Consider the following 22539-nt stretch of genomic DNA (forward strand, 5'->3'; position numbering starts at 1 on the left):
CGCAAGTGCATCATAGGGTCGGTCATCGTGGTTCCTTCCGTCAGGTTCGAGCTTCGCAACCCAAACCTATCCGAAAATCACGGTGACCACCTCAGACCCCAGCTACACCACCTCGTGGGACACGATCACCAACAGAGCGCAGCGTCTATAGATGATCAATTTATGATCTGCCGGGAACACGCATCAAGACACGGCTGGAGTATCGTGGGTGCCTACCAGGATGCAGCAATCTCCGGGGCTTCGGTTATTCTCAGGCCAGGCATTAAATCACTTCTTGCAGATGCTCAGGCCGGACGATTTGATGTCATTCTCGCCGAGGCTCTGGATCGCGTATCAAGGGACCAAGCCGACGTGGCGACCATGTTCAAGCACTTTAAATTCTGCGGGGTGAAACTCATCACCCTGTCAGAAGGAGAAATTTCCGAGCTCCATGTCGGGCTTAAGGGCACGATGAATGCCCTGTTCCTTAAAGACCTCGCGCTGAAGACCCATCGTGGTCAGCGGGGCCGTGTCGAAAAAGGGAAGGCGAGCGGGAATGTCTCTTACGGTTATGACGTTGTCAAAAAATTTGATGCAGCTGGCGATGCCGTGCGTGGAGAACGCATGATAAACGAAACTGAAGCGTCCATTGTTAGAAGGATTTTCTCTGAGTTCGCGAATGGGCGAAGCCCTCGTGCCATCGCTGTGGGGCTAAATCGAGACGGCATACCCGGGCCGACGGGCAAGACATGGTCTAATCAGACGATCCGGGGACATGCGGACCGCCAAGCTGGCATCCTCCGCAATGAATTATATGCGGGCATCATGGTGTGGAATCGAAAGCACCACGTAAAAAATCCGGCTACAGGTAAGCGGCTTCCGCGGATGAACCCTGAATCGGAGTGGATCAGGATCGAGGTGCCTGAATTGCGCATTATCGATGAAGATCTGTGGAATGCTGTTAGGAGTCAAATGGCTGAAGTCCGCAGACAATTTCGCCCGGACATCGACGGTACGCCTGTTCCCAAAAGCAAATTCCGCACTTTTCGTCGGCCAAGATACCTTCTCTCAGGTCTTATCGAGTGCGGTGTCTGTGGTAGACAAATGGCAATCATCGTCGAAGATCGTTATGGATGTCCAAACAAATACCGAAGAGGCACTTGCACCAACAATCGGACAATACGACGTGGCTTCATTGAAGATCGAGCATTAAAAGGTCTATCCTATAGGTTGATTTCCGATGCGTCCGTAAAAGAAGCCGTCGAAGCTTTCGGACGTGAAATTGAAACCGCTGATCAAGAGCGCAAATCGCGAGCGGCCGCGAGCATTCGGGATCTTTCAAAGCTCGATCGAGCAATCTCGGGCATCCTCAGCGCAATCGAAGACGGCATGTATCAGCCATCTATGAAGGCCAGACTGGCGGAATTAGAGCAACAAAAAGCCGTATTAGAGAACGCATTAGACCAGACCGATCCGATTATGCCAGAGGTGAAGCACAACTTCGCGGAGCGTTACCGGGATAAAATTCGTTATCTTACTTCTACGTTAGATGATCCGGAATTGCGGGATAGTGTTTCTCGCGACATCAGATCGATGATCAAAAATATCAGGATATTTTCTACCCTAACTAACGGCAAAGTTGATGCCACTCTCTCGGGCGACCTGGCAGGAATCTTGAGTTTAACGGAGGGGCGTAGCGAGCCAATTCACAATCTGATGACACCCAAGGCGGTCGCAAGCCCGCGCGACACATAACTGCGGGTGATGAAGGGGCCATCGTCCCGATAGCGGATCAGCGCGGGCGACTGTCGCGCGCTGTCCTCTATATCACCTTCGATCGGCAGGCTGGCTATCAGCCCATCTCTTCGGGCAGCGCGCCGATCACCGACTTGACCTCCAGAAACTCCTCCAGCCCGAACTTGCCGAATTCCCGGCCATTGCCCGATTGCTTGTAGCCGCCGAATGGCATGTCGAAGGCAAGCCCGCCCGCATTGACGAACACCGCACCGGCGCGCAGGCGGCTGACGAACTTGCGCGCATGGGCGGGGTCGCCCGCGACATAGGCGCCCAGGCCATAGGGCGTGTCGTTGGCGATGCGGATCGCGTCATCGTCATCGTCATAGGGCATCAGGACGAGGACAGGGCCGAAAATCTCTTCCTTGGCGATCGTCATGTCCGGCGTGACATTGGCGAAGACGGTGGGCCGGACATAGCTGCCTTCGCTCAATCCTTCAGGCAGCCCGGTGCCGCCGGTGACGAGGGTTGCGCCTTCGTCGATACCGGTCTGGATCAGGCCCTGAATCCGATCCCATTGCCGCTGGCTGACGACCGGGCCGATATGATCGCCCTCCGCCTGCGGATCGCCGACCTTCTTGGCGGCGAACAGTGCGCCGACCTTTTCCGCCGCTTCGTCATGCTGGGACTTGTGGACCAGCATCCGGGTAGGCGCGACGCAGCTCTGGCCGCTGTTGAGCAGCACGCCGCCGACCCCGCCGGGCAGCGCCTTGTCGAGCGGCGTGCCTTCCAGGATGATGTTGGGCGACTTGCCGCCCAGTTCCTGGGCGACGCGCTTGACCGTGTCGGCCGCGTTCTTGGCCACCATGATGCCCGCGCGGGTGGAACCGGTGAAGCTGACCATGTCGATATCAGGATGCTTGGCGAGCGCGGTGCCGACACCCTCGCCATCGCCCTGCACCAGATTGAAGACGCCGGCCGGCACGCCTGCCGCGTCCAATATCTCCGCGAAGATGGCGGCGCAGCTGGGCGCTTCTTCGGATGGCTTCAGGATCATTGTGCAGCCCGCCGCCAGCGCCGGTCCGACCTTGGCGACGATCTGGTTCATCGGCCAGTTCCAGGGCGTGATGAGCGCCACCACGCCGATCGGCTCGCGCACGACGCGGTTGTCGCCGATCTTCTCGGAAAATTCGTAATTTTTGAGCGCGTTCAGCGCTTGCCCCAGATGGCCGAGGCCCGACCCCGCCTGCGCCGTCTGGGCGATGGAGATGGGGCAGCCCATTTCGGTGGCGATGGCGCGGGCGATATCGGGGACGCGCTTCTGATACTCGCCGATGATCCGTTCCAGTAACGCAACGCGCTCCTCGCGACTGGTCAGCGAGAATGTCTCGAAAGCCCGGCGTGCCGCGACCACGGCTGCGTCAACATCGGCGGGGGTGCCCAATATCAGGTCGGCGGCGCTCTGGTCGGTCGCGGGATTGATGACGGCGATGGTGCGGCCGCCCTGGCTGTCGACCCACTGGCCATCGATATAATGTTGCTGCGTGTTGGGCATGATGAATGTCCTTATGCGGGAAGAAGGCCGAGTTCGGCGTCGGTGGCGGGCGTGCCCCATTTGTCGCGCGGCGGCAGGGGGCGGCTGTCCCAGGGGGGATCGAGCGTGAAGCTGGAGATGGTGCGGCCTTCGGGGAGGCGTCCGTTGCCGCCACCCTGAGCATAGTCATAATAGAGCGTCATCAGTTCGCGATGACCATGATGGCGCTCGGCCACCGGATGAGACAGGCAAGCCTCGCGCCAGCGCAGCAGTCGGGCCAGATGCTGCGGAATCTGATAGGCCTCATAAAAGTCGAGGAACCAGAGCCGCTTGAACATCGGGGTGAAGGCAACCTCTGCCCAACCGAAGCGATCGAACAGATAGTCGCCGTCCGGCGCATAATGGCGCAGAAAAGCGTCCAGTCGCGCATATTGGGCGTCCACTTCGGCCTTATGCTCCTCGCGTTTGGCCGGATCGCGGTTCAGTATCATGCGGTATCCAGCGCCGGTAAACTGGCCGTCGGTTGCGCATAGCATCGCCTCGACCGCATGTTCGAACGGGTCTTGCCGCGCCACCGGCGGATCGCGGAAGCGATCCTCGAAATAGCGCATGATGACCATGCTTTCCTTCAGCGTCTCGCCATTTTCCAGCTCCAGCGCGGGGAGCGCGGTGGTGCCGCGCGTCTTGGCGAGCAGCCAGTCGGGGCGGGGCTGCGATATGTCGATCTCATGATCGGCCATGATGCCGTGCAACCCCTTCAGATCGAGCAGCAACTCGATCCGCTCTGAAAAAGGACAGCCGGGGATATGATACATGCGCAACTGCCCGGCGGGCGGTTCGTCCTGCCAGCCCATGGATCAGGCCGCCGTCGCAGCCGGGCGGGGCGACATTTCGCTCTGTGACCGGGCGAACATCGCCTGCACGGCGGGGCGGGCGTTGATCTGGTCGATCCACGCGACCAGATGCGGTGTCGCCTCCCTGTTGACGATGTCGGCATAGCCAAACTGCATCCCGTTCGCGATCGCGAAGTTGCAGATATCGGCCAGCGTATACTCCTCCCCCGCCAGCCAGGGGCTTTGCGACAGCCGCTGTTCCAGCCGGTCGATCGATACGCGGATCTTGCGCATTTCCTCGTCCAGCACCGCCTGCGGGAAGCCGGCGCGGGCGCTGCGCCATTTGGCCTGCTGCTCCGGAATCGGGATATGCTTCAACTTCTCCTCAAACTCGGCGTCGGACAATTTGCGCGCCATCGGGCCGATCATCCGTTCCCAGCCGATGGTCGACACGCACCAGCAGAAATATTCGTCCACCCATTTGGTCCAGACCCGCATTTCGGCGATCTGCACCGGATCGGCCGGGCGCAGCCGTATCGCGTCGGGAAAGGCATCGTCCAGATATTCGCAGATGACGGTCGATTCGGTGATGATATGGCCGTCATGGTCGAGCGCCGGCACCTGGCCGCGCGGGTTGATCGCCTTGAACCAGTCCTCATGATGTTCGAACCGGGTCGGATCGACGAAGCGGGGCGTGAATTCCAGCCCCTTTTCATACAAAGCCAGCAGGGGCTTCAGGCTGTTGGCAGCCGGACCGAAGCTGTAGAGCGTCAACATGCGCTGTTCATCCTCACCTTATGGTTCTGGCGTCTGGTGCGCCTTCCGGGATGAAACTGGCTGGCGTTCGGGCGGGCCGCAAGTCGTCTGTCGATACTATCAGCGAAACTACCCGGCAGGGCGGGCGGCGGTGCGGGCCGCTCAACCTGTCAGTTTCAATGATAGCGCCGCCACTCGTCTTGCGGCGGGGGCAAGGCTTTGCTTTGGAAAGGTGACAAGAAAAGCCGGAGAGAAAGATGCTGGAACTGCTGACGTCGGAAACGCCCAACGGGTGGAAGGTGTCGATTCTGCTGGAGGAACTGGGCGTGCCCTATAAGGTCACGCAGATTTCGCTCACCAACCGGGTGCAGAAGCAGGACTGGTATGTCGCGCTCAATCCCAATGGCCGCATCCCGACTCTGGTGGATCATGATGCCGGCGACTTCGCCATTTTCGAATCCGGCGCCATCCTGCTCTATCTGGCGGAAAAATTTGGGCGGTTCATCCCTGCGGGAGGGCAGGATCGCAGCCGCGTCATCCAGTGGGTGATGTGGCAAATGTCCGGCCTTGGCCCGATGATGGGGCAGGCGACCGTCTTCAACCGCTATTTCGACGAGAAACTGCCGTCGGTGATCGACCGTTATGTGCGCGAAAGCCAGCGCCTGTTCGGCGTGATGGATGCGCGACTGGCGACCCGCGATTATCTGGTCGGCGACTATTCGATCGCCGACATCGCCTGCTTCCCCTGGGTACGTGGCCATGACTGGGCCGGCGTCGACATGGGCGGCTTCCCCCACCTTCAGCGCTGGTTCGACAGGATTTCGGCGCGGCCCGCGGTGCAGCGCGGGCTTCTTATCCCCACGCCGCCGACCGATGAGGAAATGGCGGAGAAAACGACCAGGCAGGGAAAGACTATTCTCGCGTGAGTGCTTTCCTCCAGCGGATCGTCCGCATCGAATGGGGGCATTGCGACCCGGCCGGCATCGTCCATGCCCCGCGCTACTTCGATATTTTCGGGGAAAGCACGATGCTGTTGTTCGAACATGCGGGACTGCCCAAGAAGCGGGAGATGCTGGCGACCATGCCCTTTGCCGGCTTCCCGATGGTGGACGTATCGGCGCGCTTCTTCGTGCCGACCGCCTATGGCGACGATGTGCTGGTGGAGGCGGATGCGCCGATCTTCGGCAACAGCAGTTTCACTGTCGCGCACCGCCTGTCGCTGGACGGCAAGCTGTGCGTAGAATGTACCGAAAAGCGGGTCTGGACCGTGCCGGATGCCAGCCGACCGGGCGGATTGCGCGCGGAGCATGTGCCGGATTCCGTGCGGACGCTGTTTGTCAAATAACAACCGTCTTTCGTTTCGAGCGTGTCGAGAAACGCCTGCGCAGCGCTCGCGGCTTCTCGACTTCGCTCGAAGCGAACGGAAATATCGTAGGTCTCACTGCGTTCAGCGCCCGGCAAGCCTGACGCGGCCATAGCGTCCTCCACGAAAAGGGAGATGCGTCATGGATCAATCATTCGGCCTTTCCGACAGGCGCAGCCTGATCGCCACGCTGGCGCTGCTACCGCTGGCGGCCTGCGCTACGCCGATGGGGCGCTATACGGTCGAGGACGCGGTGCGGCGTTTGCTGCAATTGTCGAGCGAGCGCGCCTTTGCCCGGCTGACGGAACCGGGCGGCTTTTATGATGATCAACTGACCCGGATCGTGCCGCCGGATCTGGGCGGCGGGAAGGGGGGTGCGGTCCTGTCCGCCCTGCTGCGCACCAATGCTGTGCGCAATCAGGTGGCGCGGTCGCTCAACGATGTGGCGGTCGATCTGGCTGACAATGCCACGCCGATCGTGATGGATGCGGTGCAGCGCATGACGCTGGCCGATGCGGTGTCGGTCTTGCGCGGCGGGCCGACGGCGGCGACCGACCTTCTGGCATCGCAGGCACGCGGATCGGTGGTGGAGGCGTTGCTACCCGGCGCGTCGCGGGCGCTGCGGTCCGACATGTTCGAAATGCTGTCGGCGGCGCTCTCCGCCAGCGGGGGCAAGGATTATGCAGCGCTGGCCGACAATGTTTCGGGCCAGATTGGCGACGCGATCTTCCGCGCGATCGGGCGGGAGGAGGCGGAGATTCGCCGCGATCCGGGCGCGACGCGCGATCCCATTCTGATGGCGCTGTTGAGATAGTCTCCGATTCTTAGACCTTGATTTCGTCGCCGGACCATGGTGACGCAAAGCCATGGAACAGAAATATCCCGGCGTCGCCGGCATCCCCTGGGATCAGCCCGCGACCATGATCGACCTGGATGGCAAGCCGCCGCTGATTGGCACGATTCGCGACTGCGCCGTCCATTTTGGCCTCTATAAGGACCATGCCAAGGCGCAGGCGCGCGTCCTGCTGACCCAGCCTGTCCATCGCGAAGGACGCAAGACGCGCACCTGGCTGCTGGAACCGGAAGAGATCGGCGCACTGGCCGAGCGGCTGAAGCGCGAGACGAACTGATGCCGGCCGGCACCGGCGCTCAAGCGAGCGCTGGCGCCTCCGTTTCCGCCACCAGCTTGGCAAGCCGCGCTGCGCTGACATCGTCCAGCGGCGCGAAGAGCAGCAACCGCTGGCCCGGCGCTTCCTCGATCGCATAGCTGGTGTGGCGGAACATGATTTCGCCCACGCCCGGCATGTCGGCGATATTCGTATCCTCGAAATGCGCCATGATTTCCGAATCCTGCCAGTAGCGCTGGAAGAATTCGGACTGCTCCATCATGTCGGCGATGATGCCCTCGAACACCTCCGGCTGGGCGGTGCGGCTATAATCCCATTTGAAGCGGGCGATCAGGCGGCGGCACATATCCTGGAACTTGTCCGGATCAGCGCGATAGCGCGGGTTCAGCATCAGGATGCGGAACAGATTGCGTTCTTCACGCGGCATCTGGCTGTAATCGCGAAAGGCGCGGCCGACGAGCCTGTTCCAGCCGATCACGGTCCAATCCTCCACGATCACCAGCGCGGGTATCGTCAGCGCATCCATCAGATGCTGAGTGCCCGCATGGATCGTCTCGTCGGGGCGGCGCGCCAGCGGGGGCGGGCGATGCTGCGCCAGAGCGAAGAGAAATTCGCGTTCATTGGGATTGAGGCGCAGGGTGCGGCTGAGCCGTTCCAGCATCGGCGCGGATAGTTGCACCTCACGCCCCTGTTCGAACCATGTGTACCAGGTGACGCTCATCCCCGCGAGCGTCGCCACCTCCTCGCGACGAAGGCCGCGCGTGCGGCGGCGCTCGCCCGGGGGTAGGCCGACTTCCGACGGCGCCAGTTTCGCGCGGGCGGCCTTCAGGAACCGTGACAATTCTTCCCTTTGTGCCATGCCTTATCCAGTTACTCGCAATAATGGGACATCCACCGGCCTTCTTGCGGGCCGTCTCCTCTGCAAGACCCTTGGGTCTGCGGTCGGCAGCATAGCCGAGACTAGACAGGAGAGCGATATTGGCTGGCAAGCTATTTGTGACATGCGCGGTGACGGGAAGTTCGCCGATGCCGTCACATCCCAATTTCCCCTTCCGCCCGGACCATGTCGCGGCCGAAGCATTGGCAGCGGCCGAGGCCGGCGCGTCGATCATCCATGTCCATGTGCGCAACCGCGAGACGGGCGACCCGTCACAGGCGCTGGAGGATTATCGCGAGGTCGTGGCCCTCATTCGCGCGAAGAATAACGAAGTCATCCTGAACGTCACCACCGGGCCGGGCTGCACCTGGATGCAGGGCGATGAAGACCCGGCGGTGTGTGGCCCCGGCACCTTGATGTTCACCGCCGAGCGGCGGCTGGAGCATATCCTCGACCTGAAGCCCGATATGTGCACGCTCGATATCTGCACCATGCAGTTGTGGGGCGGGGTGGCGATCAATCTCGACCCCATGATCACGAAAATGGGCCATATGATCCAGGATGCCGGCGTGCTGCCGGAAATCGAATGTTTCGAGGCGGGCGATTTCGTCTTCGCCGACGATCTGATGGCCAAGGGGGCGATTCCGAAGAATGTGCCCTTCACCTTCGTGCTGGGCACCAAATATGGCCTGCCCGCCACGCCAGAGGCGATGCTCTACGCCAAGAACCAGATACCGCGCGGCGCGCAGTTCACCGGCTTCGGCGTCAGCCGTCACAGCTTCCCGATGGCGGCGCAGTCGGCGCTGTTGGGCGGCAATATCCGCGTGGGTTTCGAGGATACCATCTATCTGCGGCGTGGCCAGATGGCCGCAAATAATGCCGACCTCGTCCGCTGGGGCGTGGAACTGGTCGAGCGGATCGGCGGCGATATCGCGACCGCCGGAGAGACACGGGCCATGCTGGGCCTGAAACAATAAGGGAGAGGATCAGATGACGACAGCAACCAGCCCGATGGGCGATGTGCATGGCAGGACGGCCTTCATCACCGGCGGCGCCAACGGCATAGGTTTGGGCATAGCCCGCGCGCTTGTGCGAGCTGGGGCCAATGTGGTGATCGCCGACATTCGCGAGGAATCGCTGGCGCAGGCGAAGGCCGACCTTGGTGCGGATGCGCAGGTGGAGACGGTGCAACTGGATGTGACTGATCGCGCGGCTTTTGCCCGCGCGGCCGATGCGGCGGAGGCGCGCTTTGGGAAGATCCATATCCTCGTCGGCAATGCCGGCGTCGGCGTGATGGGGCCGGTGCTGGACGCGCGTTTCGACGATTGGGACTGGGGCATGGGCGTCAATCTGGGCGGGGTCATCAATGGCCTCGTCACGATCCTGCCGCGCATCAAGGCACATGGGGAGGGCGGGCAGATCGTCACCACCTCGTCGCAATCGGCGCTGATCCCGATCAGCTATTCGGCCATCTATACGGCGGCCAAGGCAGCCGTGCTGGGCATTTCCGAAGCGATTCGGGGCGAACTGGCTGCCGAAAATATCGGCGTATCGGCCTTCATGCCCGGCCCGGTGCAGAGCCATATCGCTCATAGCGGCGAATTGCGCCCCGCCGCATATCGCGAGGATAGCGGCTATCGCCAGCGTGAGGAGGAACTGGAGCAGCGGCCAGTCTCCCCATTGTGGATGAGTGCCGACGAGGTGGGCGAACGGGTGCTGGCCGGCATCCGGAACAACGATCTTTATATCCTGACCCATCCCGAATTTGGTGCCGGCATGAAGACGCGGTTCGACGCAATTCTGGCGTCGATACCCGACGAGGCGATCAATCAGGACCGGGCGAAGGAGATCGGCTTCCTGCTCGGTAATCCGGTGTTCGACGACCAGCTGGCCCGCCGCAATGCAAAGGAACTGGCCGCATGACGCAGGTAGCAGGGCGCACCGCCTTCATCACCGGTGGCGGATCGGGCGTGGCGCTGGGACAGGCGAAGGTCTTTGCGCAGGCCGGGTGCAAGGTCGCGATCGCCGACATCCGGCAGGACCATCTGGACGAGGCGATGGCCTGGTTCGAGGGGCGCGGGCATGATGTGATGGCGGTGAAGCTGGATATCACCGACCGCGCCGCCTATGCGCGCGCCGCCGACGAAGTGGAGGCGAAGCTGGGGCCGGTCGAGTTGCTGTTCAATACGGCGGGCGTGTCGATCTTCGGCCCGCTTCAGAACGCCACTTATGATGACTGGGACTGGCAGCTGGACGTCAATCTGAAGGGGGTCATCAACGGCATCCAGACCTTCGTGCCGCGCATGATCGAGCGGGGCAAGGGCGGCCACATCGTCAACACCGCATCCATGTCCGCCTTTGTAGCGCTCAAAGGGACGGGCATTTATTGCACGTCGAAGATGGCGATACGGGGCCTCTCCGAATGTCTGGCGCTGGACCTGGCCGACCATGGCATCGGCGTGTCGATGCTGTGTCCCGGCGCGGTCAACAGCAATATCCATGAAGCGGTGCTGACCCGCCCGGCGCATTTGCAGAAGACCGGCTATTATGGTGCGGACCCGGATGTGATGGCGCATCTGAAGCAGGTGATCGCGGTCGGCATGGAGCCGGAGATACTGGCCCAATATGTGCTGAAAGGCGTGGAGGCGGACCAGCTCTATATCCTGCCTTATCCCGAATTTCGCGGGACGCTGGAGGAAATCCATGAGCGGGTCATGGCATCGCTCGCCAAGCCCGAGGATGATAGCGATTATGAAAAGCGGGTCGCCCATGGCGTGCCGGGCGGGGAGAAGCGGGAAAAGATCGAGAGTTGAAATGCCTCTGGCCGGGACGGATAAAGGGGTTCGCCCGGCCAGCTTTTTACAGGAACGGCCTTAACTTCGCACATTTCCCACTGATTTTGTTATTTAAGAACAAAGGTGAGAAATGATGTTGTTCGCCACTGCGGGGGAGGCGCGGAAACGGATTATAGAGACCAGTGCGACAGTAGGACAGCGCTAGATCGCCTTATCAACGCAGCGTCATCCTGAACTTGTTTCAGGATCCATTGTGCCTCCGTGCACTTTTGCCTGTTGGGAGGAATGGATGCTGAAACAAATTCAGCATGACGTTCGGGCATGAGAAAGGGCCTTACCCCAGCCCCAGCAATTTCACCGCATTGTCCTTCATGATGAGCGGCAGCACTTCCTCGCGGAAGCCGGCTTCCCGCGCGGCGTCGATCCATTTTTCCGGCCGGATGAGCGGCCAGTCGGAGCCGAAGAGCATTTTATGCTTCAGCTGGGTGTTGGCATATTGGATAACCTGTTTCGGGAAATATTTGGGTGACCAGCCGGACAGGTCCATGAAGACATTATCCTTGTGCAGCGCCATCGAAAGGCTCTCGTCGGTCCAGGGCCAGCTTGGATGGGCCAGGATGATCTTCATGTCGGGAAAATCGACCGCGACGTCATCGACCAATATCGGCTGGCCATATTTCAGCCGGACGCCGCCGCCGCCGCGCATTCCCGTGCCCATGCCCGAATGGCCGGTGTGGAAGATGGCGGGCAGCTTATATTCCGCGATCACTTCGTAAATGGGATAGGCGACCCGGTCGGCCGGGTGGCAATCCTGCATGATGCCGTGGAATTTGAAGCCTTTGACCCCGTAATTCTCCACCAGATCACGCGCTTCGCGCGCACCGAACTTGCCCTTGCGCGGGTCGATCGAGGCGAAGGGGATGACGATGTCACTATCGTTCGCGGCCAGCTCCGCCACTTCATAATTGCTGATCCGCTTCGCCCCGATACCGCTTTCGCAATCGACGGTGAACAGGCAGAAGGCGATATTCTGCGCCCGATAATAAGCGATGGTTTCAGGGATGGTCGGCCGCTTGCGGTCCGCCTTGAAATAGGCCGAGGCCGCATCGAAATATTTGGCCATCACCGGATCTTCGGGATCATGGCACGACACTTCGGCATGGACATGGACGTCGATGGCGAGAACCTTCGTCGGATCAACGGGCATTGGGCTTGCTTTCCAGTGTCTTGTCCTCATTGGCGCGGTGGATGACATAGGCGCGGATATCCTCGATCTCCTTGGGGGAGAAGATCGACGCGAAGCTGACCATGCCATTATCCTTGAGCGCGCCGTCATGCACGATCATCTGCCAGGTCGACTTGTCGTTCAAGGCAGCGCTGCGGCGCAAATCAGGGACGATGCTGCCGCCGATTGCCGAATCGCCATGGCAAGTGCTGCAATAGCGGCCAAAATGCTTGGCACCAGCCGCTATGTCCGCGGCGCTGGCGGTGGAGGGCGGCGGGTCGAGCGGCATGGCGTTATGAGGCGGGGGCGCGGGCAGTGTGCCCTTGCCGTCCAGCTTGAACACCAGCAGGCGGCTGATGTTGCGGCTGGGACCGCTCTTGTCGGACAGGATGCCGGGCGCCAGCGCCCATACGCCGCCCCAACCGGCCATCACCGCCACATATTGCGCCCCGTCCAGTTCATAGCTGATCGGCGCCGCGACGATGCCGGTCTGCGCCGGGAAGGACCAGAGTTTGCGGCCGTCCCCCGTGGCGTAGGCGTTGAAGTCGCCGGTCGCTGTCCCTTGGAACACCAAGTCGCCGCCGGTCGCCAGCAGGCCGCCATTCCACGGCCCCTTATAGGAGACGCGCCACTTTTCCTTCTGCGCGACCGGATCCCAGGCGATGAGTGCGCCGGTGGTCGCTTTCATTGCGGCGTCGCGGACCGCCTTGTCGGCTGGCATAGCGGCCGCCGCGATATCGACGCCGACATTGAAGCCCAGTTTGTTCGCCTTCCATCCCTTTTCCGGGATATAGGGGAAGGCGGCGAGGTTAGCGGGGATGAAGACGGTCTGGCTCTTGGGATCGAAAGCCATCGGGTGCCAGCTATGCGCGCCGGTCGCACCGGGGGAGCCGATGAAGGGCTTGCCGGTCTTGTAATAGCGCGCCTCCGGATTTTCGATCGGTCGGCCGGTCTTCATGTCGATACCGCTGGCCCAGTTGACCGGCACAAAATTCTTGGCCGACAGCAGTTTGCCGTTGGTGCGGTCCAGCACATAGAAGAAGCCGTTCTTAGGCGCCTGCATGAGCACTTTCTTTTTCTGGCCGCCCATTTCCATGTCGGCGAGCATGATATGCTGAGTAGCGGTAAAGTCCCAGCTATCGCCGGGCGTGGTCTGATAATGCCAGGCATATTCGCCCGTCTTCGCATGGACCGCGACGATGGAAGAGAGGTAGAGATTGTCGCCCTTGCCCTCCGACCGATAGGCCTGGTTCCACGGCGAGCCATTGCCGACGCCGATATAGAGAAGGTCGAGGTCCGGGTCATAGGCCATGGCGTCCCATACGGTACCACCGCCGCCCTGTTTCCACCATTCGCCATACCATGTGGCGGCGGCTTTCTTGAGGTAATCCGCTTCCTTCTCCGTGCCGGGTTGCGCCGGGACGGTGTAGAATTTCCATTTCTCCGCGCCTGTGTCGGCATCATAGGCCGCGACATAGCCGCGCGCGCCGAATTCCGCGCCGCCATTGCCGATGACGACCATGCCGTTCACCACGCGAGGCGCGCCGGTGATGGTGTAATTTTTCGTCTGGTCGAGCGTGACCTTGCTCCAGACCGGCTTGCCGCTCTTGCGGTCGATGGCGATCAGCCGGCCGTCCAGCGTACCGACGAAAATCTTGTCGCCCCATGCCGCCACGCCGCGATTGACCGCGTCGCAGCAGGCCTTGACCAGTGTCTCGCGAGGCACTTCCGGATCATAGGACCAGAGTAATTTGCCGCTGCGCGCGTCATAGGCTTTCACCATGCTCCAGGCGGTGGAGACATAGAGGGTGCCGTCGATGAAGAGCGGGGTCGCCTCCTGCCCGCGATTGGTATCCATATCCGCGGACCAGGCGAGGCCCAGCTTGCCGACCGTCTCTTGATTGATCGTGGACAGCGGGCTGAAGCGCTGCTCGTCATAGGTGCGGCCCGTGGAAAGCCATTCGGCGGGCTTGGCCGCGATGATCCGGGCGGCGTCCACGCCGCCGGTGGAAGCAGGGGCGGCGGCTTCCTGACTCGTGCCTTTGCCACAGGCCGACAGGGCCAGACTCGTTCCCAACAGCAGCGCAATCGCGACCCGCATCCTCTTCCTCTCCTTATGCGGTGCAGATGTTTGCATCTGTCACCCGTTTCTGTTTGCCGCGATTTCCGAGCCGTCAAATGTGCCATTTGACTGAAATCGCTCAATTGACCATCCGCTCGCCGGTCCAATAGGCGGCGCGCAGGGCTTTCTTGTCCATCTTTCCGGCGGCGGTCCGGGGAATGGCGGGGACGAAGGCGACGCTTTTGGGCGCCTTCACCCCGCCCAGCCGGGCCTTGGCATGGGAGATGATCTCAGTCTCACCGATATTGTCGGCGACGACAATGGCATGGACGGCCTCGCCCCATTTTTCATGGGGGATGCCGATGACGGCGCATTCGCGCACGGCCGCCAGTTCGGTGACGGCGGCCTCCACCTCCGCGGAGAAGACGTTGAAGCCGCCGGACACGACCATGTCCTTCTTGCGATCGACGATATAGAGATAGCCGTCCGCATCGCGCCGGGCGACGTCGCCGCTATGGTGCCAGCCATGGGCGCGCACTTCAGCGGTGGCATCGGGCATGGCATAATATTCGCGCGAGACGAGCACGCCGCGCACCACCAGCTCGCCCGCCTCGCCATCGGGCAACAGCGTGCCGTCGTCGTCCATGATGGCGACGCGCACGGAGCGGGTCGGTCGCCCGCAACTGGCGAGCCGTTCTGGGCGATCGCCGGCTGCCGCTGCTGCGACATCCTCCGGCGAAAGCCAGGTGACGATCATCGGCGATTCCACCTGGCCATAGGCTTGACAGAGGCAGGGGCCGAATATCTCCACCGCCTGCCGCAATTTCTCCGGCGAGACGGGCGAGCCGACCAGCAGGAAGATTTTGAGGGATGAGGTATCGCTGCCCGCCAGCTCCGGCGCGTCGAGCAGGCTGTATAGTGCGGTCGGTGGCATATAGACATGGGTGACACGGTGGCGGGCGATCGTCTCCAGCACGGCCGCGGCGTCGAAGCCGGGCAGGATCACCTGCGTCGCGCCCAAGGACAAGGTGGCGAGCGCCACTGGTCCGGCCGCATGGGTGATCGGTGCGACAACGAGTGAGACAGGTGAATCGGTTCTTCCGTCCACGGCCTGCGCCAATGTCTCGATCATCGTGCCCCAGCCCAGATTGGTGACGACTACCCCCTTGGACGGGCCGGTGGTGCCGCCGGTGGGGAAAAGGCCGACCACATCGTCGGGCTTGCCGAAGGGGTCGGAGAAGTCCGGCAAGCTGTCCAACTCGCTGTTCGCAATGAACTGGTCGAGCGAGGGATCGCCATCATGCGCGCGATCGAGACAGACGAAACGGGTCAGGCTGGGGACGCGCGCTTTGAGCGCCGCGACATCCTCCGCCTGGCTGCTATGATAGAAGAGCCAGCCGCAGCGGACATAGTCGAGATAGGCGGCATTGGCGTCGATGGCGTTGCGGGTGTTGACCGGCACCCACTGGCCATTGGCGCGCCAGATGGCGAGCAGGGCGATCATCATGGTCGCGCTGTTGGGGCCATAGAGCGCGATCGGTTGCTGATTGCGGAAGTCCGCCGCATGAAGCGCGGCGGCGATCCGGATCGTCAGCGCCCTGACCGCCGCGAAGCTCAGCGTCTCGCCACTCTCCACGTCGATCAGGCAGGGGCGTTCGGGGTCGATATCATGGCCCCGGTCGAAATAGTCGATCGCGCGCATCCCATCAGCCCCAGCGATTGATCTCCGGGCCGATGGCCCAGATGGCTTCGGGTTCCGGAACGGTGGCGAGGCCCAATGCCTGTACAACGGCCGGGCGGGCGCGCAACCGTGCTTCCCATGCGTCAATGCGTGGTGAAGCGACGAAGGCTTCGGGGATAAGTGGCCGCATGCCGGCGAGCCAGGCGAAGCTTTCCAGATCGGCGATGGAAAAATCACCCATCAGCCAGTCGCGCCCATCGGCCAGCTGCGCCTCGATCTTTTCGACTGCCTGCACGATCTTGTTGCGGCTGTCGGCGAGTTGCGTTGCATCCGCCTTGCCTTCCACGGCCTGCGTCCAGCGGGCGGCGAGGTCGGCGCTGGCGATGCCGGTAGGGACGGCCGGCGGTGGCGCGGCGGCATTGCCCAGTGCGGCGGCGGCGGGGGCGACGCGCTCGATCACATGGCGGCACCAGGCCATCATCTGCCAGCGGGCATAGGGATCGGCCGGGCGGATCGCCGGGCCGCTGCCCACCTCATCCAGATAGCAGGCGAGGAAGACGCTGTCGGTCATCGCCACGCCACCCACCAGCATCACGGGGCCTTCGCCCTCGATCGACTGGTCCACCTCGATCGGGTGGGGGAGAGCGGTCGAGTGGCGGTCGCCCGCGACCAGATCGATCGGGCGTCGGTCGAGATCGACGCCTTTCTCGAAGGCGGCGGCCAGGACGGTGAAGGACGGGCCATTGGGCTGGCCATGATAGAGGATGCCGGTCATGCGGGTTCGCTTTCGAGCAGGGAGATGCGGCGGGCGAGATCGGTGCGGCCCAGCGCCCAGCAGGCGCGGGTGGCGGGGCGCGCATAGATGGCGCGCAGCCAGCGCATGATATTGGGGGTCAGTTCGTCATTGCAGAGCTGCGGCTGCGACAGCGGCATGGCATAGGCGAGGTTGAAGCCGTTGATGTCGGCGAGCCCATAGCTGTCCGATGCCAGCCATTCCCGCTGCCCCAGCGCCTGTTCCAGATAGCCGATGCCGAGGCCTACACGGCGCTGCGATTCGGTCATTTCCTCCGGGGAGAAAGCGCCGTTGATCGCTTTGCGCCAGGCGGTGCGCCGTTCGGGCATGGGGATGCGGTCGATCGCGGCCTCCAGTTCGGCCGGGTCTTTCTGCCGCACCGACGGGCCGACGAAGACGCTCCAGCCGATCATCGAGAAGCTGGGGGCGAGCCACTGGTCGAGGAATTTCATCCACCAGCGGGTACGCCACTGGTCGACCGGGTCGGCGGGCATCAGGCGCGGGCCGTCGAACGCCTCATCGACATATTCCATGATGGCGGTGGATTCGGTCAGTACCAGCTTGCCATGGGTCATGGCGGGAATGGTGCCGAGCGGATTGACCGCCAGATAGTCTGGCCGATGCTGGTCGAAATTCAGCAGGTCGAGATAATGGCTGTCGAACGCGACGCCCTTTTCAAACAGCGCCAGCATGGGCTTTCCCGAATTGGCGTTGGGTTCCCAATGATAAAGTGTGACGTCGGTCATGCCGTATGCGTCTCCAAAAAGAAGCCGGCCGGGCGTGCGCAGCCCGACCGACCGAGGGGGAGGGCTAGAATTTCTTCTTCACCGTCACGGCCCACTCGCGCGGATTGCCGGGGCGTGCCTTGCGCACGCCGGCGCCCGCGCCGCGCAGGTCGAAGACGGAGAGATAATAATATTTGTCGAAAAGGTTGGTGACTTCGAACGAGACGTCGAGATCCTCGTCTGCGTTCTGCCAGGTCAGCCGCGCGTTGGCGAGCGTATAGGCGGGCACGAAGTTGAGGATGCGGGTGCCGTTGATGACCGCCGCGCCGCCGAACTTCTTGTCTTCATAGGTGACGTCGAAGCGCGGGGTCAGGCTGCCGGCCTTGTCGAGGTCGATCTTATACTGGGCGCCGAGGCTGAACTTCCAGGGCGGCGAGACTGGCGGATCGTCGGCCGATACGCCGCCCGGATTGGTCGGATAGGCAGCGGCTGGATCGAGGCTGCTCGCCTTATATTTGAAGTCCAGATAGCTGATCGATGCGTCGATCGCGAGGCCGTCGATCGGGTAGGCGGACAGTTCCGCCTCGAACCCCTTGACCCGCGCGTCGCCGGCATTGAGGCGGGCGGCGCAGGGCGCGGTGGGGCAGGTCAGCACCGGGATCTGGATATCGGTATAGTCGTTGATGAAGGCCGCAGCGTTCAGGCGAACGCGGCGATTGAAGAAGTCGCTCTTGAAGCCGACTTCATAGGCAGTCAGCTTTTCCGGGCGGAAGGCGATGACCTGCTGCGTCGTGAAGGGGCGCGGATTGGAGCCGCCGCCCTTGAAGCCGGTCGACACCGATCCATAGACCATCAGGCTGTCGGTCAGGCGATAATCGGCCGCGACGCGATAGTCCCAGCGCTTGGCGCTGTAATGGGCGGTCAGGCCCGACAGCGCCGTGACAATTTCGGACGTGTTGCCATTGCCATTATAATCGAGCGTGTCCGCACCCGAATAGCCGATGCCATAGGCTGCGCCCACAGGATCGAGGAAGCGATTGACCGTGCCGTCGAAGTTCAGGCGGTAATAGGTCTGGTCCTTGGTTTCCGTCGTGTAGCGCAGGCCGCCGCTCAGCGTCAGGCGATCGACGGGTTTCCAGGACAGATGGGCGAAGGCGGCCTTCGCTTCCGCCTTGGTCGGGTCAGGCTGACGAAATTGCAGCGGATAGACCGGGACATAGCGAATGTCCTGAAGCGAGTCGTAAGTGGAACTCTGCTTGAAATAATAGCCGCCGACCGTGGCGTTGAGATTTTCGCCCAGCTCCGCGTTCAATCGGACTTCCTGGCTGAAGCTCCAGTTTTCGAGATAGTTGCGGCCGAAACCGATATTGGCGGGCGAGATATCGTCGTCGGAATCGAACTGGGTGTTGAAGGTACGATAGCCGGTGATCGAGGTAAGCTTGAACGCGTCGGACAGGGCATAGTTGATCTGTCCCGACACGCCCCAGCCCTTGTAGAGGCTGCGGTCGGTGCCCTGCGTCGCGGCGAGCGGCGTGCCGGCGGCGCCATAGGGATCGACCGGGATGGGCGGAGTCCAAGTGCCCGCCGGCTGGCCAGTGCCGATATAGTTGCAATAGCGGCCGCAGATGAAGCGATCGTCATAAACGACGCCGGGTGCCGGATTGGTGTTGGGGGAATTGACCGGGTTGGTCGCGATCAGCACTTCGCCCGCGATCGTATGTTCGTCCCGCGTGTAATCGCCGATGACCGTGACATCCAGCTTGTCGCTGGGTTCCCAGAAGGCGATGGCGCGGATCGCCTGATAGCCCACGCCACCCAGCTTGCTGATGGTGCAGTCGCCGGCCGGCTGGGTGAATGGAATACCGCTGCCCGGATTGGCGCAGCCATAGTCGATGCGGTCGACGAAGCCGTCCTGCTGCTTGGCGACGCCGGAAATGCGGACGGCCAGCGTGTCGGTGATGCCGAAATCGGCGGCGGCGCGGATGCCGATGCGGTTGCGAATACCGTAATTGACCTCGACAAAGCCCCCGCCATCGCCCGAGGGACGCTTGGAATAAAGCTTGATCGCGCCGCCTTCGGCATTGCGGCCAGCCAGTGTGCCCTGCGGGCCGCGCAGGATTTCGACGCGGTCGAGGTCGAGCAGTTCGAACACCGCGCCGGTCAGCTGCGGATAATAGACATCGTCGATATAGATGCCGACGCCCGGTTCATAGGCGGGGTTGAAGTCGTTCTGGCCCACGCCACGGATTGAGGCTGTGATGGACGGGCCGAAGGACGCGCCCTGCGGCTTCAACGACACGTTGGGCGCGGCGTCGGCCATCTGGGCGAGGTTGGTCTGGCTCTTGGCCTCTAGTTCGGCGGCGCCGACGGCGGTGATGGAGATCGGCGTGTCCTGCAAGCGCTGGGCGCGGAACTGGGCGGTGACGACGATATCGGCGACGGACGATTGCGAGGCGGCTTCCTGCTCGGCCGCCTGCGGCGCTGCAGCGGGCGGCTGGGCCTGCGATTGCGCCGAAGCTGGCGTGGTGATTGCGAGGATGGAGGCTGACGCCAACAGGGCGCGCGACATCATTGCACGAAGATCGTGTTGCATGGGTAATCCCCTCTCCTAATCCGGCTTTGTAAGATCCGCCCTGACCGGACGTGACCCGCCTTGTGACATGCTGTGTGTCGATTGTTAGTAAGACATACAATCTTGCCCGTTGCAAGAGCCTGATCGCCCCGGCAACGAACATTGTTGCAATATTTGCCACTATTGCGAGAGGGCAAATAATGCTGTTGTCTCTATTGGTAGTAGTACCAGTAACAGGATGATCGCGGCGGGGAGGGGAAGGCCACGAAAGTCCTGGATTTAGTTCTTCGCCGGGTCAGACGTAGACGCGGCGCAGCAGTTCCACCAGCATGGCGGTTTCGGCCGGGCTGAACCGCGCCTTGAGCCAATTCTCATGCTCCGCGATGCAGGCGCGGGCATCGGCCAGCGAGTCGCGGCCACCCTCAGTCAGGCTCAATGTCTGGCGCCGGCGGTCCTGCGCGGATGCGCCGCGGGTCAGGAAACCCCGGTCTTGCATGCGATTGACGATCGCCATGACGCTGGCCCGGTCCATCTTCAGCCGGCGGCCGATATCGGCCTGAGCGATGCCGGGATGATCCTCGATCAGCCAGAGGACCGCGACCTGCTTCTGGGTGAGGCCGAGGTCGCTGAAGGTTTCGGTAAAATGCTGATAGACCGCCGCGCTCGCCAGTCGGATGTGAAAGCCGACCAGCCCGTCAATGCCGCTGAGGCTGGGATCGGGGAAGAGGTCGAGCGGCTCGATATCTTTCATGGTATTCATAGTAACAGTGTGCGCAGTAAGACCTGGTCCGTCAATCCTGCGACTTGAAAAAATGTGAGTGTCACATACAATATCTTAACCAGAACAGGGAGAGGATCAGCCGTGGCGCATTTTCCGGACACACCGTCCTTCACGGGTTTCAACACGCCGTCGCGGATTGAGGCGGACATTGCCAATCTGGACGTGAAGGGGGCGGTGCCGCCCGAGTTGGACGGGGCTTTCTACCGGGTGCAGCCGGACCCGCAATTTCCGCCACTGCTGGGCGACGACATCGCCTTCAATGGCGACGGCATGATTTCGATGTTCCGGTTCAAGGATGGCCGGGTCGATCTGCGCCAGCGCTGGGCGAAGACGGACAAATGGAAGCTGGAGCATGAGGCGGGCCGGGCGCTGTTCGGGGCCTATCGGAATCCTCTGACCGATGACGAGTCGGTGAAGGGGCAGTTTCGCGGCACCGCCAATACGACGGCCTTCATCCATGGCGGACGACTCTATGCGCTGAAGGAGGATAGCCCGGCGCTGGTGATGGACCCGGCGACGCTGGAAACCGATGGCTATACAAGGTTCGATGGCGCAATGACCGGCCAGACCTTCACCGCCCATCCCAAGATCGATCCCGCGACCGGCGACATGATCGCCTTCGGCTATGCGGCTAAGGGGGTGCTGACGCGGGACATGACCTATTATGTCGTGTCGCCGGAGGGGGAACTGAAGCAGGAGCTTTGGTTCGAACTGCCCTATTATGCGATGATGCACGATTTCGCGATCACGCCCGATTATGCGCTGTTCCATGTCGTGCCGAGCACGTCCAATTGGGAACGACTGAAGCAGGGGCTGCCGCATTTCGGCTTCGATACGACATTGCCCGTCTATCTGGGCGTGTTGCCGCGCCGGGCCGACGCGAGCGCGGCGGACATTCGGTGGTTCAAGCGCGACAATTGCTTCGCCAGCCATGTGATGAACGCGTTTCAGGAGGGGACGAAGATTCATTTCGATACGCCGGAAGCGAAGAACAACATGTTCCCCTTCTTCCCCGACATTCATGGCGTGCCGTTTAATCCGATGGAGGCCGCAAGCTTCCTGACCCGCTGGACGGTCGACATGGCATCCAATGGGGAGGATTTTGCCAGCGTGCGGCGCTTGACCGATATGATGGGCGAATTTCCGCGCATCGACGATCGGCAGACGGGTCTGCCCTATCGCTATGGCTGGCTGCTGGTGATCGACCCGACCAAGCCGGTGGAGTTGAAGGGGGGCAGCCCGTCCGGCATGCTGATGAACATGCTGGGCCTGATCGACCATCGGACCGGCGAGGAGCAACGCTGGTGGTGCGGGCCTGTGTCGTCTTTGCAGGAACCCTGCTTCATCCCGCGCAGCCCGGACGCGCCGGAAGGGGATGGCTGGATCGTGCAGGTCTGCAACCGGCTGGATGAGCATCGCACTGACCTGCTGCTGTTCGATGCGCTGGATATCGCCAAGGGGCCGATCGCGGAGATTCAGGTGCCGATCCGGTTGCGCTTTGGGTTGCACGGCAATTGGGCGAGCGCGGAGCAGATCGGGCTGGCGGGGTAGCTTTCGCCATGACCTGTTTGTCCTGAGTCTGGCGCAGGCCCTGCCTGTCCTTAGAGAAAGTGAAGGAAACGGGCGACACTTCGCTCATCTGGGAAGGGCATAAGGCCGGCCGCAACATGGCGAAATCGGATCTGGCACCGTTTCCAATGCC

At 62.1% G+C, this 22539-nt stretch carries 20 protein-coding genes; 9 read left to right on the forward strand and 11 right to left on the reverse strand.

What is annotated here, in order from left to right:
- Positions 1 to 1734: recombinase family protein (locus tag RQH62_RS21635; protein WP_311270722.1), on the forward strand; the 1734-nt coding region annotated here is incomplete at its 5' end.
- A gap of 97 nt (positions 1735 to 1831) precedes the next feature.
- On the opposite strand, the gene RQH62_RS21640 is transcribed toward RQH62_RS21635, so the two are convergent.
- The 3 genes from RQH62_RS21640 to RQH62_RS21650 are packed head-to-tail and all read right to left on the reverse strand — an operon-like array spanning position 1832 to position 4857.
- Positions 1832 to 3268: an aldehyde dehydrogenase family protein gene (locus RQH62_RS21640; protein ID WP_311270723.1), complete on the reverse strand. Its 1437-nt coding sequence runs from the start codon at positions 3266 to 3268 to the stop codon at positions 1832 to 1834.
- 11 nt (positions 3269 to 3279) lie between these two features.
- Positions 3280 to 4101 carry a glutathione S-transferase family protein gene (locus RQH62_RS21645; protein ID WP_311270724.1) on the reverse strand — a complete coding sequence of 274 codons (822 nt, stop codon included), beginning with the start codon at positions 4099 to 4101 and terminating at the stop codon, positions 3280 to 3282.
- A gap of 3 nt (positions 4102 to 4104) precedes the next feature.
- Positions 4105 to 4857, reverse strand: a complete 753-nt coding sequence (locus tag RQH62_RS21650) for a glutathione S-transferase family protein (RefSeq protein WP_311270725.1) — start codon at positions 4855 to 4857, stop codon at positions 4105 to 4107.
- A gap of 236 nt (positions 4858 to 5093) precedes the next feature.
- Here RQH62_RS21650 and RQH62_RS21655 point away from each other — a divergent pair, with 236 nt between their 5' ends.
- From RQH62_RS21655 to RQH62_RS21670, 4 genes are all read left to right on the forward strand, one after another.
- Positions 5094 to 5762 carry a glutathione S-transferase family protein gene (locus tag RQH62_RS21655; protein ID WP_311270726.1) on the forward strand — a complete coding sequence of 223 codons (669 nt, stop codon included), beginning with the start codon at positions 5094 to 5096 and terminating at the stop codon, positions 5760 to 5762.
- The gene (locus RQH62_RS21660; RefSeq protein WP_311270727.1) at positions 5759 to 6181 is read left to right on the forward strand and encodes an acyl-CoA thioesterase; all 423 of its coding nucleotides are present in this window, start codon (positions 5759 to 5761) and stop codon (positions 6179 to 6181) included. Before RQH62_RS21655 ends, RQH62_RS21660 begins: the two co-directional genes overlap by 4 nt.
- A gap of 160 nt (positions 6182 to 6341) precedes the next feature.
- The gene (locus RQH62_RS21665; RefSeq protein ID WP_311270728.1) at positions 6342 to 7013 is read left to right on the forward strand and encodes a DUF4197 domain-containing protein; all 672 of its coding nucleotides are present in this window, start codon (positions 6342 to 6344) and stop codon (positions 7011 to 7013) included.
- Positions 7014 to 7065: 52 nt separating this feature from the next.
- On the forward strand, positions 7066 to 7329 hold the full coding sequence (locus RQH62_RS21670; protein WP_311270729.1) for a hypothetical protein: 264 nt from the start codon (positions 7066 to 7068) through the stop codon (positions 7327 to 7329).
- A 19-nt stretch (positions 7330 to 7348) separates the two neighbouring features.
- Here the strand turns inward: RQH62_RS21670 and RQH62_RS21675 are convergent, their stop codons facing one another.
- Entirely contained in the window at positions 7349 to 8185 is an 837-nt protein-coding gene (locus tag RQH62_RS21675; RefSeq protein ID WP_311270730.1) for a helix-turn-helix transcriptional regulator, read from the reverse strand.
- Between the two features lie 137 nt (positions 8186 to 8322).
- On the opposite strand from RQH62_RS21675, the gene RQH62_RS21680 reads away from it, so the two are divergent.
- The 3 genes from RQH62_RS21680 to RQH62_RS21690 are packed head-to-tail and all read left to right on the forward strand — an operon-like array spanning position 8323 to position 11016.
- The gene (locus tag RQH62_RS21680; RefSeq protein ID WP_311270761.1) at positions 8323 to 9180 is read left to right on the forward strand and encodes a 3-keto-5-aminohexanoate cleavage protein; all 858 of its coding nucleotides are present in this window, start codon (positions 8323 to 8325) and stop codon (positions 9178 to 9180) included.
- A gap of 13 nt (positions 9181 to 9193) precedes the next feature.
- A complete protein-coding gene (locus RQH62_RS21685; RefSeq protein WP_311270731.1) occupies positions 9194 to 10126 on the forward strand; it encodes an SDR family NAD(P)-dependent oxidoreductase in 933 nt (310 codons plus the stop codon).
- On the forward strand, positions 10123 to 11016 hold the full coding sequence (locus RQH62_RS21690; RefSeq protein ID WP_311270732.1) for an SDR family NAD(P)-dependent oxidoreductase: 894 nt from the start codon (positions 10123 to 10125) through the stop codon (positions 11014 to 11016). Before RQH62_RS21685 ends, RQH62_RS21690 begins: the two co-directional genes overlap by 4 nt.
- A gap of 316 nt (positions 11017 to 11332) precedes the next feature.
- Here RQH62_RS21690 and RQH62_RS21695 read toward each other — a convergent pair whose 3' ends face one another.
- The 7 genes from RQH62_RS21695 to RQH62_RS21725 all read right to left on the reverse strand — a co-directional run bounded on the left by RQH62_RS21695 (position 11333) and on the right by RQH62_RS21725 (position 20816).
- Positions 11333 to 12205, reverse strand: coding sequence for an amidohydrolase family protein (locus tag RQH62_RS21695; RefSeq protein ID WP_120252656.1), 873 nt, complete (start codon positions 12203 to 12205; stop codon positions 11333 to 11335).
- Positions 12195 to 14324 (reverse strand): PQQ-dependent dehydrogenase, methanol/ethanol family, encoded by a 2130-nt coding sequence (locus RQH62_RS21700; RefSeq protein ID WP_311270733.1) that lies wholly within the window; start codon positions 14322 to 14324, stop codon positions 12195 to 12197. Before RQH62_RS21700 ends, RQH62_RS21695 begins: the two co-directional genes overlap by 11 nt.
- Before the next feature lie 100 nt (positions 14325 to 14424).
- Positions 14425 to 15987, reverse strand: coding sequence for an AMP-binding protein (locus tag RQH62_RS21705; RefSeq protein WP_311270734.1), 1563 nt, complete (start codon positions 15985 to 15987; stop codon positions 14425 to 14427).
- Between the two features lie 4 nt (positions 15988 to 15991).
- The gene (locus RQH62_RS21710; RefSeq protein WP_311270735.1) at positions 15992 to 16741 is read right to left on the reverse strand and encodes a glutathione S-transferase family protein; all 750 of its coding nucleotides are present in this window, start codon (positions 16739 to 16741) and stop codon (positions 15992 to 15994) included.
- Complete coding sequence (locus RQH62_RS21715; protein WP_311270736.1) at positions 16738 to 17505, reverse strand: glutathione S-transferase family protein; 768 nt, start codon at positions 17503 to 17505, stop codon at positions 16738 to 16740. Before RQH62_RS21715 ends, RQH62_RS21710 begins: the two co-directional genes overlap by 4 nt.
- Before the next feature lie 64 nt (positions 17506 to 17569).
- Positions 17570 to 20077: a TonB-dependent receptor domain-containing protein gene (locus tag RQH62_RS21720; RefSeq protein WP_311270737.1), complete on the reverse strand. Its 2508-nt coding sequence runs from the start codon at positions 20075 to 20077 to the stop codon at positions 17570 to 17572.
- A gap of 274 nt (positions 20078 to 20351) precedes the next feature.
- On the reverse strand, positions 20352 to 20816 hold the full coding sequence (locus RQH62_RS21725) for a MarR family transcriptional regulator (protein WP_311270738.1): 465 nt from the start codon (positions 20814 to 20816) through the stop codon (positions 20352 to 20354).
- A 102-nt stretch (positions 20817 to 20918) separates the two neighbouring features.
- On the opposite strand from RQH62_RS21725, the gene RQH62_RS21730 reads away from it, so the two are divergent.
- Positions 20919 to 22388, forward strand: a complete 1470-nt coding sequence (locus RQH62_RS21730; protein ID WP_311270739.1) for a carotenoid oxygenase family protein — start codon at positions 20919 to 20921, stop codon at positions 22386 to 22388.
- Positions 22389 to 22539: the final 151 nt, after the last annotated feature.

It is taken from the genome of Sphingobium sp. WCS2017Hpa-17 (assembly GCF_031843765.1).
In the GTDB taxonomy this organism is placed as follows: domain Bacteria; phylum Pseudomonadota; class Alphaproteobacteria; order Sphingomonadales; family Sphingomonadaceae; genus Sphingobium.

Coding starts and splice junctions, on each gene's coding strand:
- RQH62_RS21640 (WP_311270723.1), bottom strand. CDS start 3,268: ATGCCCAACACGCAGCAACATTATATCGATGGCCAGTGGGTCGACAGC.
- RQH62_RS21645 (WP_311270724.1), bottom strand. CDS start 4,101: ATGGGCTGGCAGGACGAACCGCCCGCCGGGCAGTTGCGCATGTATCAT.
- RQH62_RS21650 (WP_311270725.1), bottom strand. CDS start 4,857: ATGTTGACGCTCTACAGCTTCGGTCCGGCTGCCAACAGCCTGAAGCCC.
- RQH62_RS21655 (WP_311270726.1), top strand. CDS start 5,094: ATGCTGGAACTGCTGACGTCGGAAACGCCCAACGGGTGGAAGGTGTCG.
- RQH62_RS21665 (WP_311270728.1), top strand. CDS start 6,342: ATGGATCAATCATTCGGCCTTTCCGACAGGCGCAGCCTGATCGCCACG.
- RQH62_RS21670 (WP_311270729.1), top strand. CDS start 7,066: ATGGAACAGAAATATCCCGGCGTCGCCGGCATCCCCTGGGATCAGCCC.
- RQH62_RS21675 (WP_311270730.1), bottom strand. CDS start 8,185: ATGGCACAAAGGGAAGAATTGTCACGGTTCCTGAAGGCCGCCCGCGCG.
- RQH62_RS21685 (WP_311270731.1), top strand. CDS start 9,194: ATGACGACAGCAACCAGCCCGATGGGCGATGTGCATGGCAGGACGGCC.
- RQH62_RS21690 (WP_311270732.1), top strand. CDS start 10,123: ATGACGCAGGTAGCAGGGCGCACCGCCTTCATCACCGGTGGCGGATCG.
- RQH62_RS21695 (WP_120252656.1), bottom strand. CDS start 12,205: ATGCCCGTTGATCCGACGAAGGTTCTCGCCATCGACGTCCATGTCCAT.
- RQH62_RS21700 (WP_311270733.1), bottom strand. CDS start 14,324: ATGCGGGTCGCGATTGCGCTGCTGTTGGGAACGAGTCTGGCCCTGTCG.
- RQH62_RS21705 (WP_311270734.1), bottom strand. CDS start 15,987: ATGCGCGCGATCGACTATTTCGACCGGGGCCATGATATCGACCCCGAA.
- RQH62_RS21710 (WP_311270735.1), bottom strand. CDS start 16,741: ATGACCGGCATCCTCTATCATGGCCAGCCCAATGGCCCGTCCTTCACC.
- RQH62_RS21715 (WP_311270736.1), bottom strand. CDS start 17,505: ATGACCGACGTCACACTTTATCATTGGGAACCCAACGCCAATTCGGGA.
- RQH62_RS21720 (WP_311270737.1), bottom strand. CDS start 20,077: ATGCAACACGATCTTCGTGCAATGATGTCGCGCGCCCTGTTGGCGTCA.
- RQH62_RS21725 (WP_311270738.1), bottom strand. CDS start 20,816: ATGAATACCATGAAAGATATCGAGCCGCTCGACCTCTTCCCCGATCCC.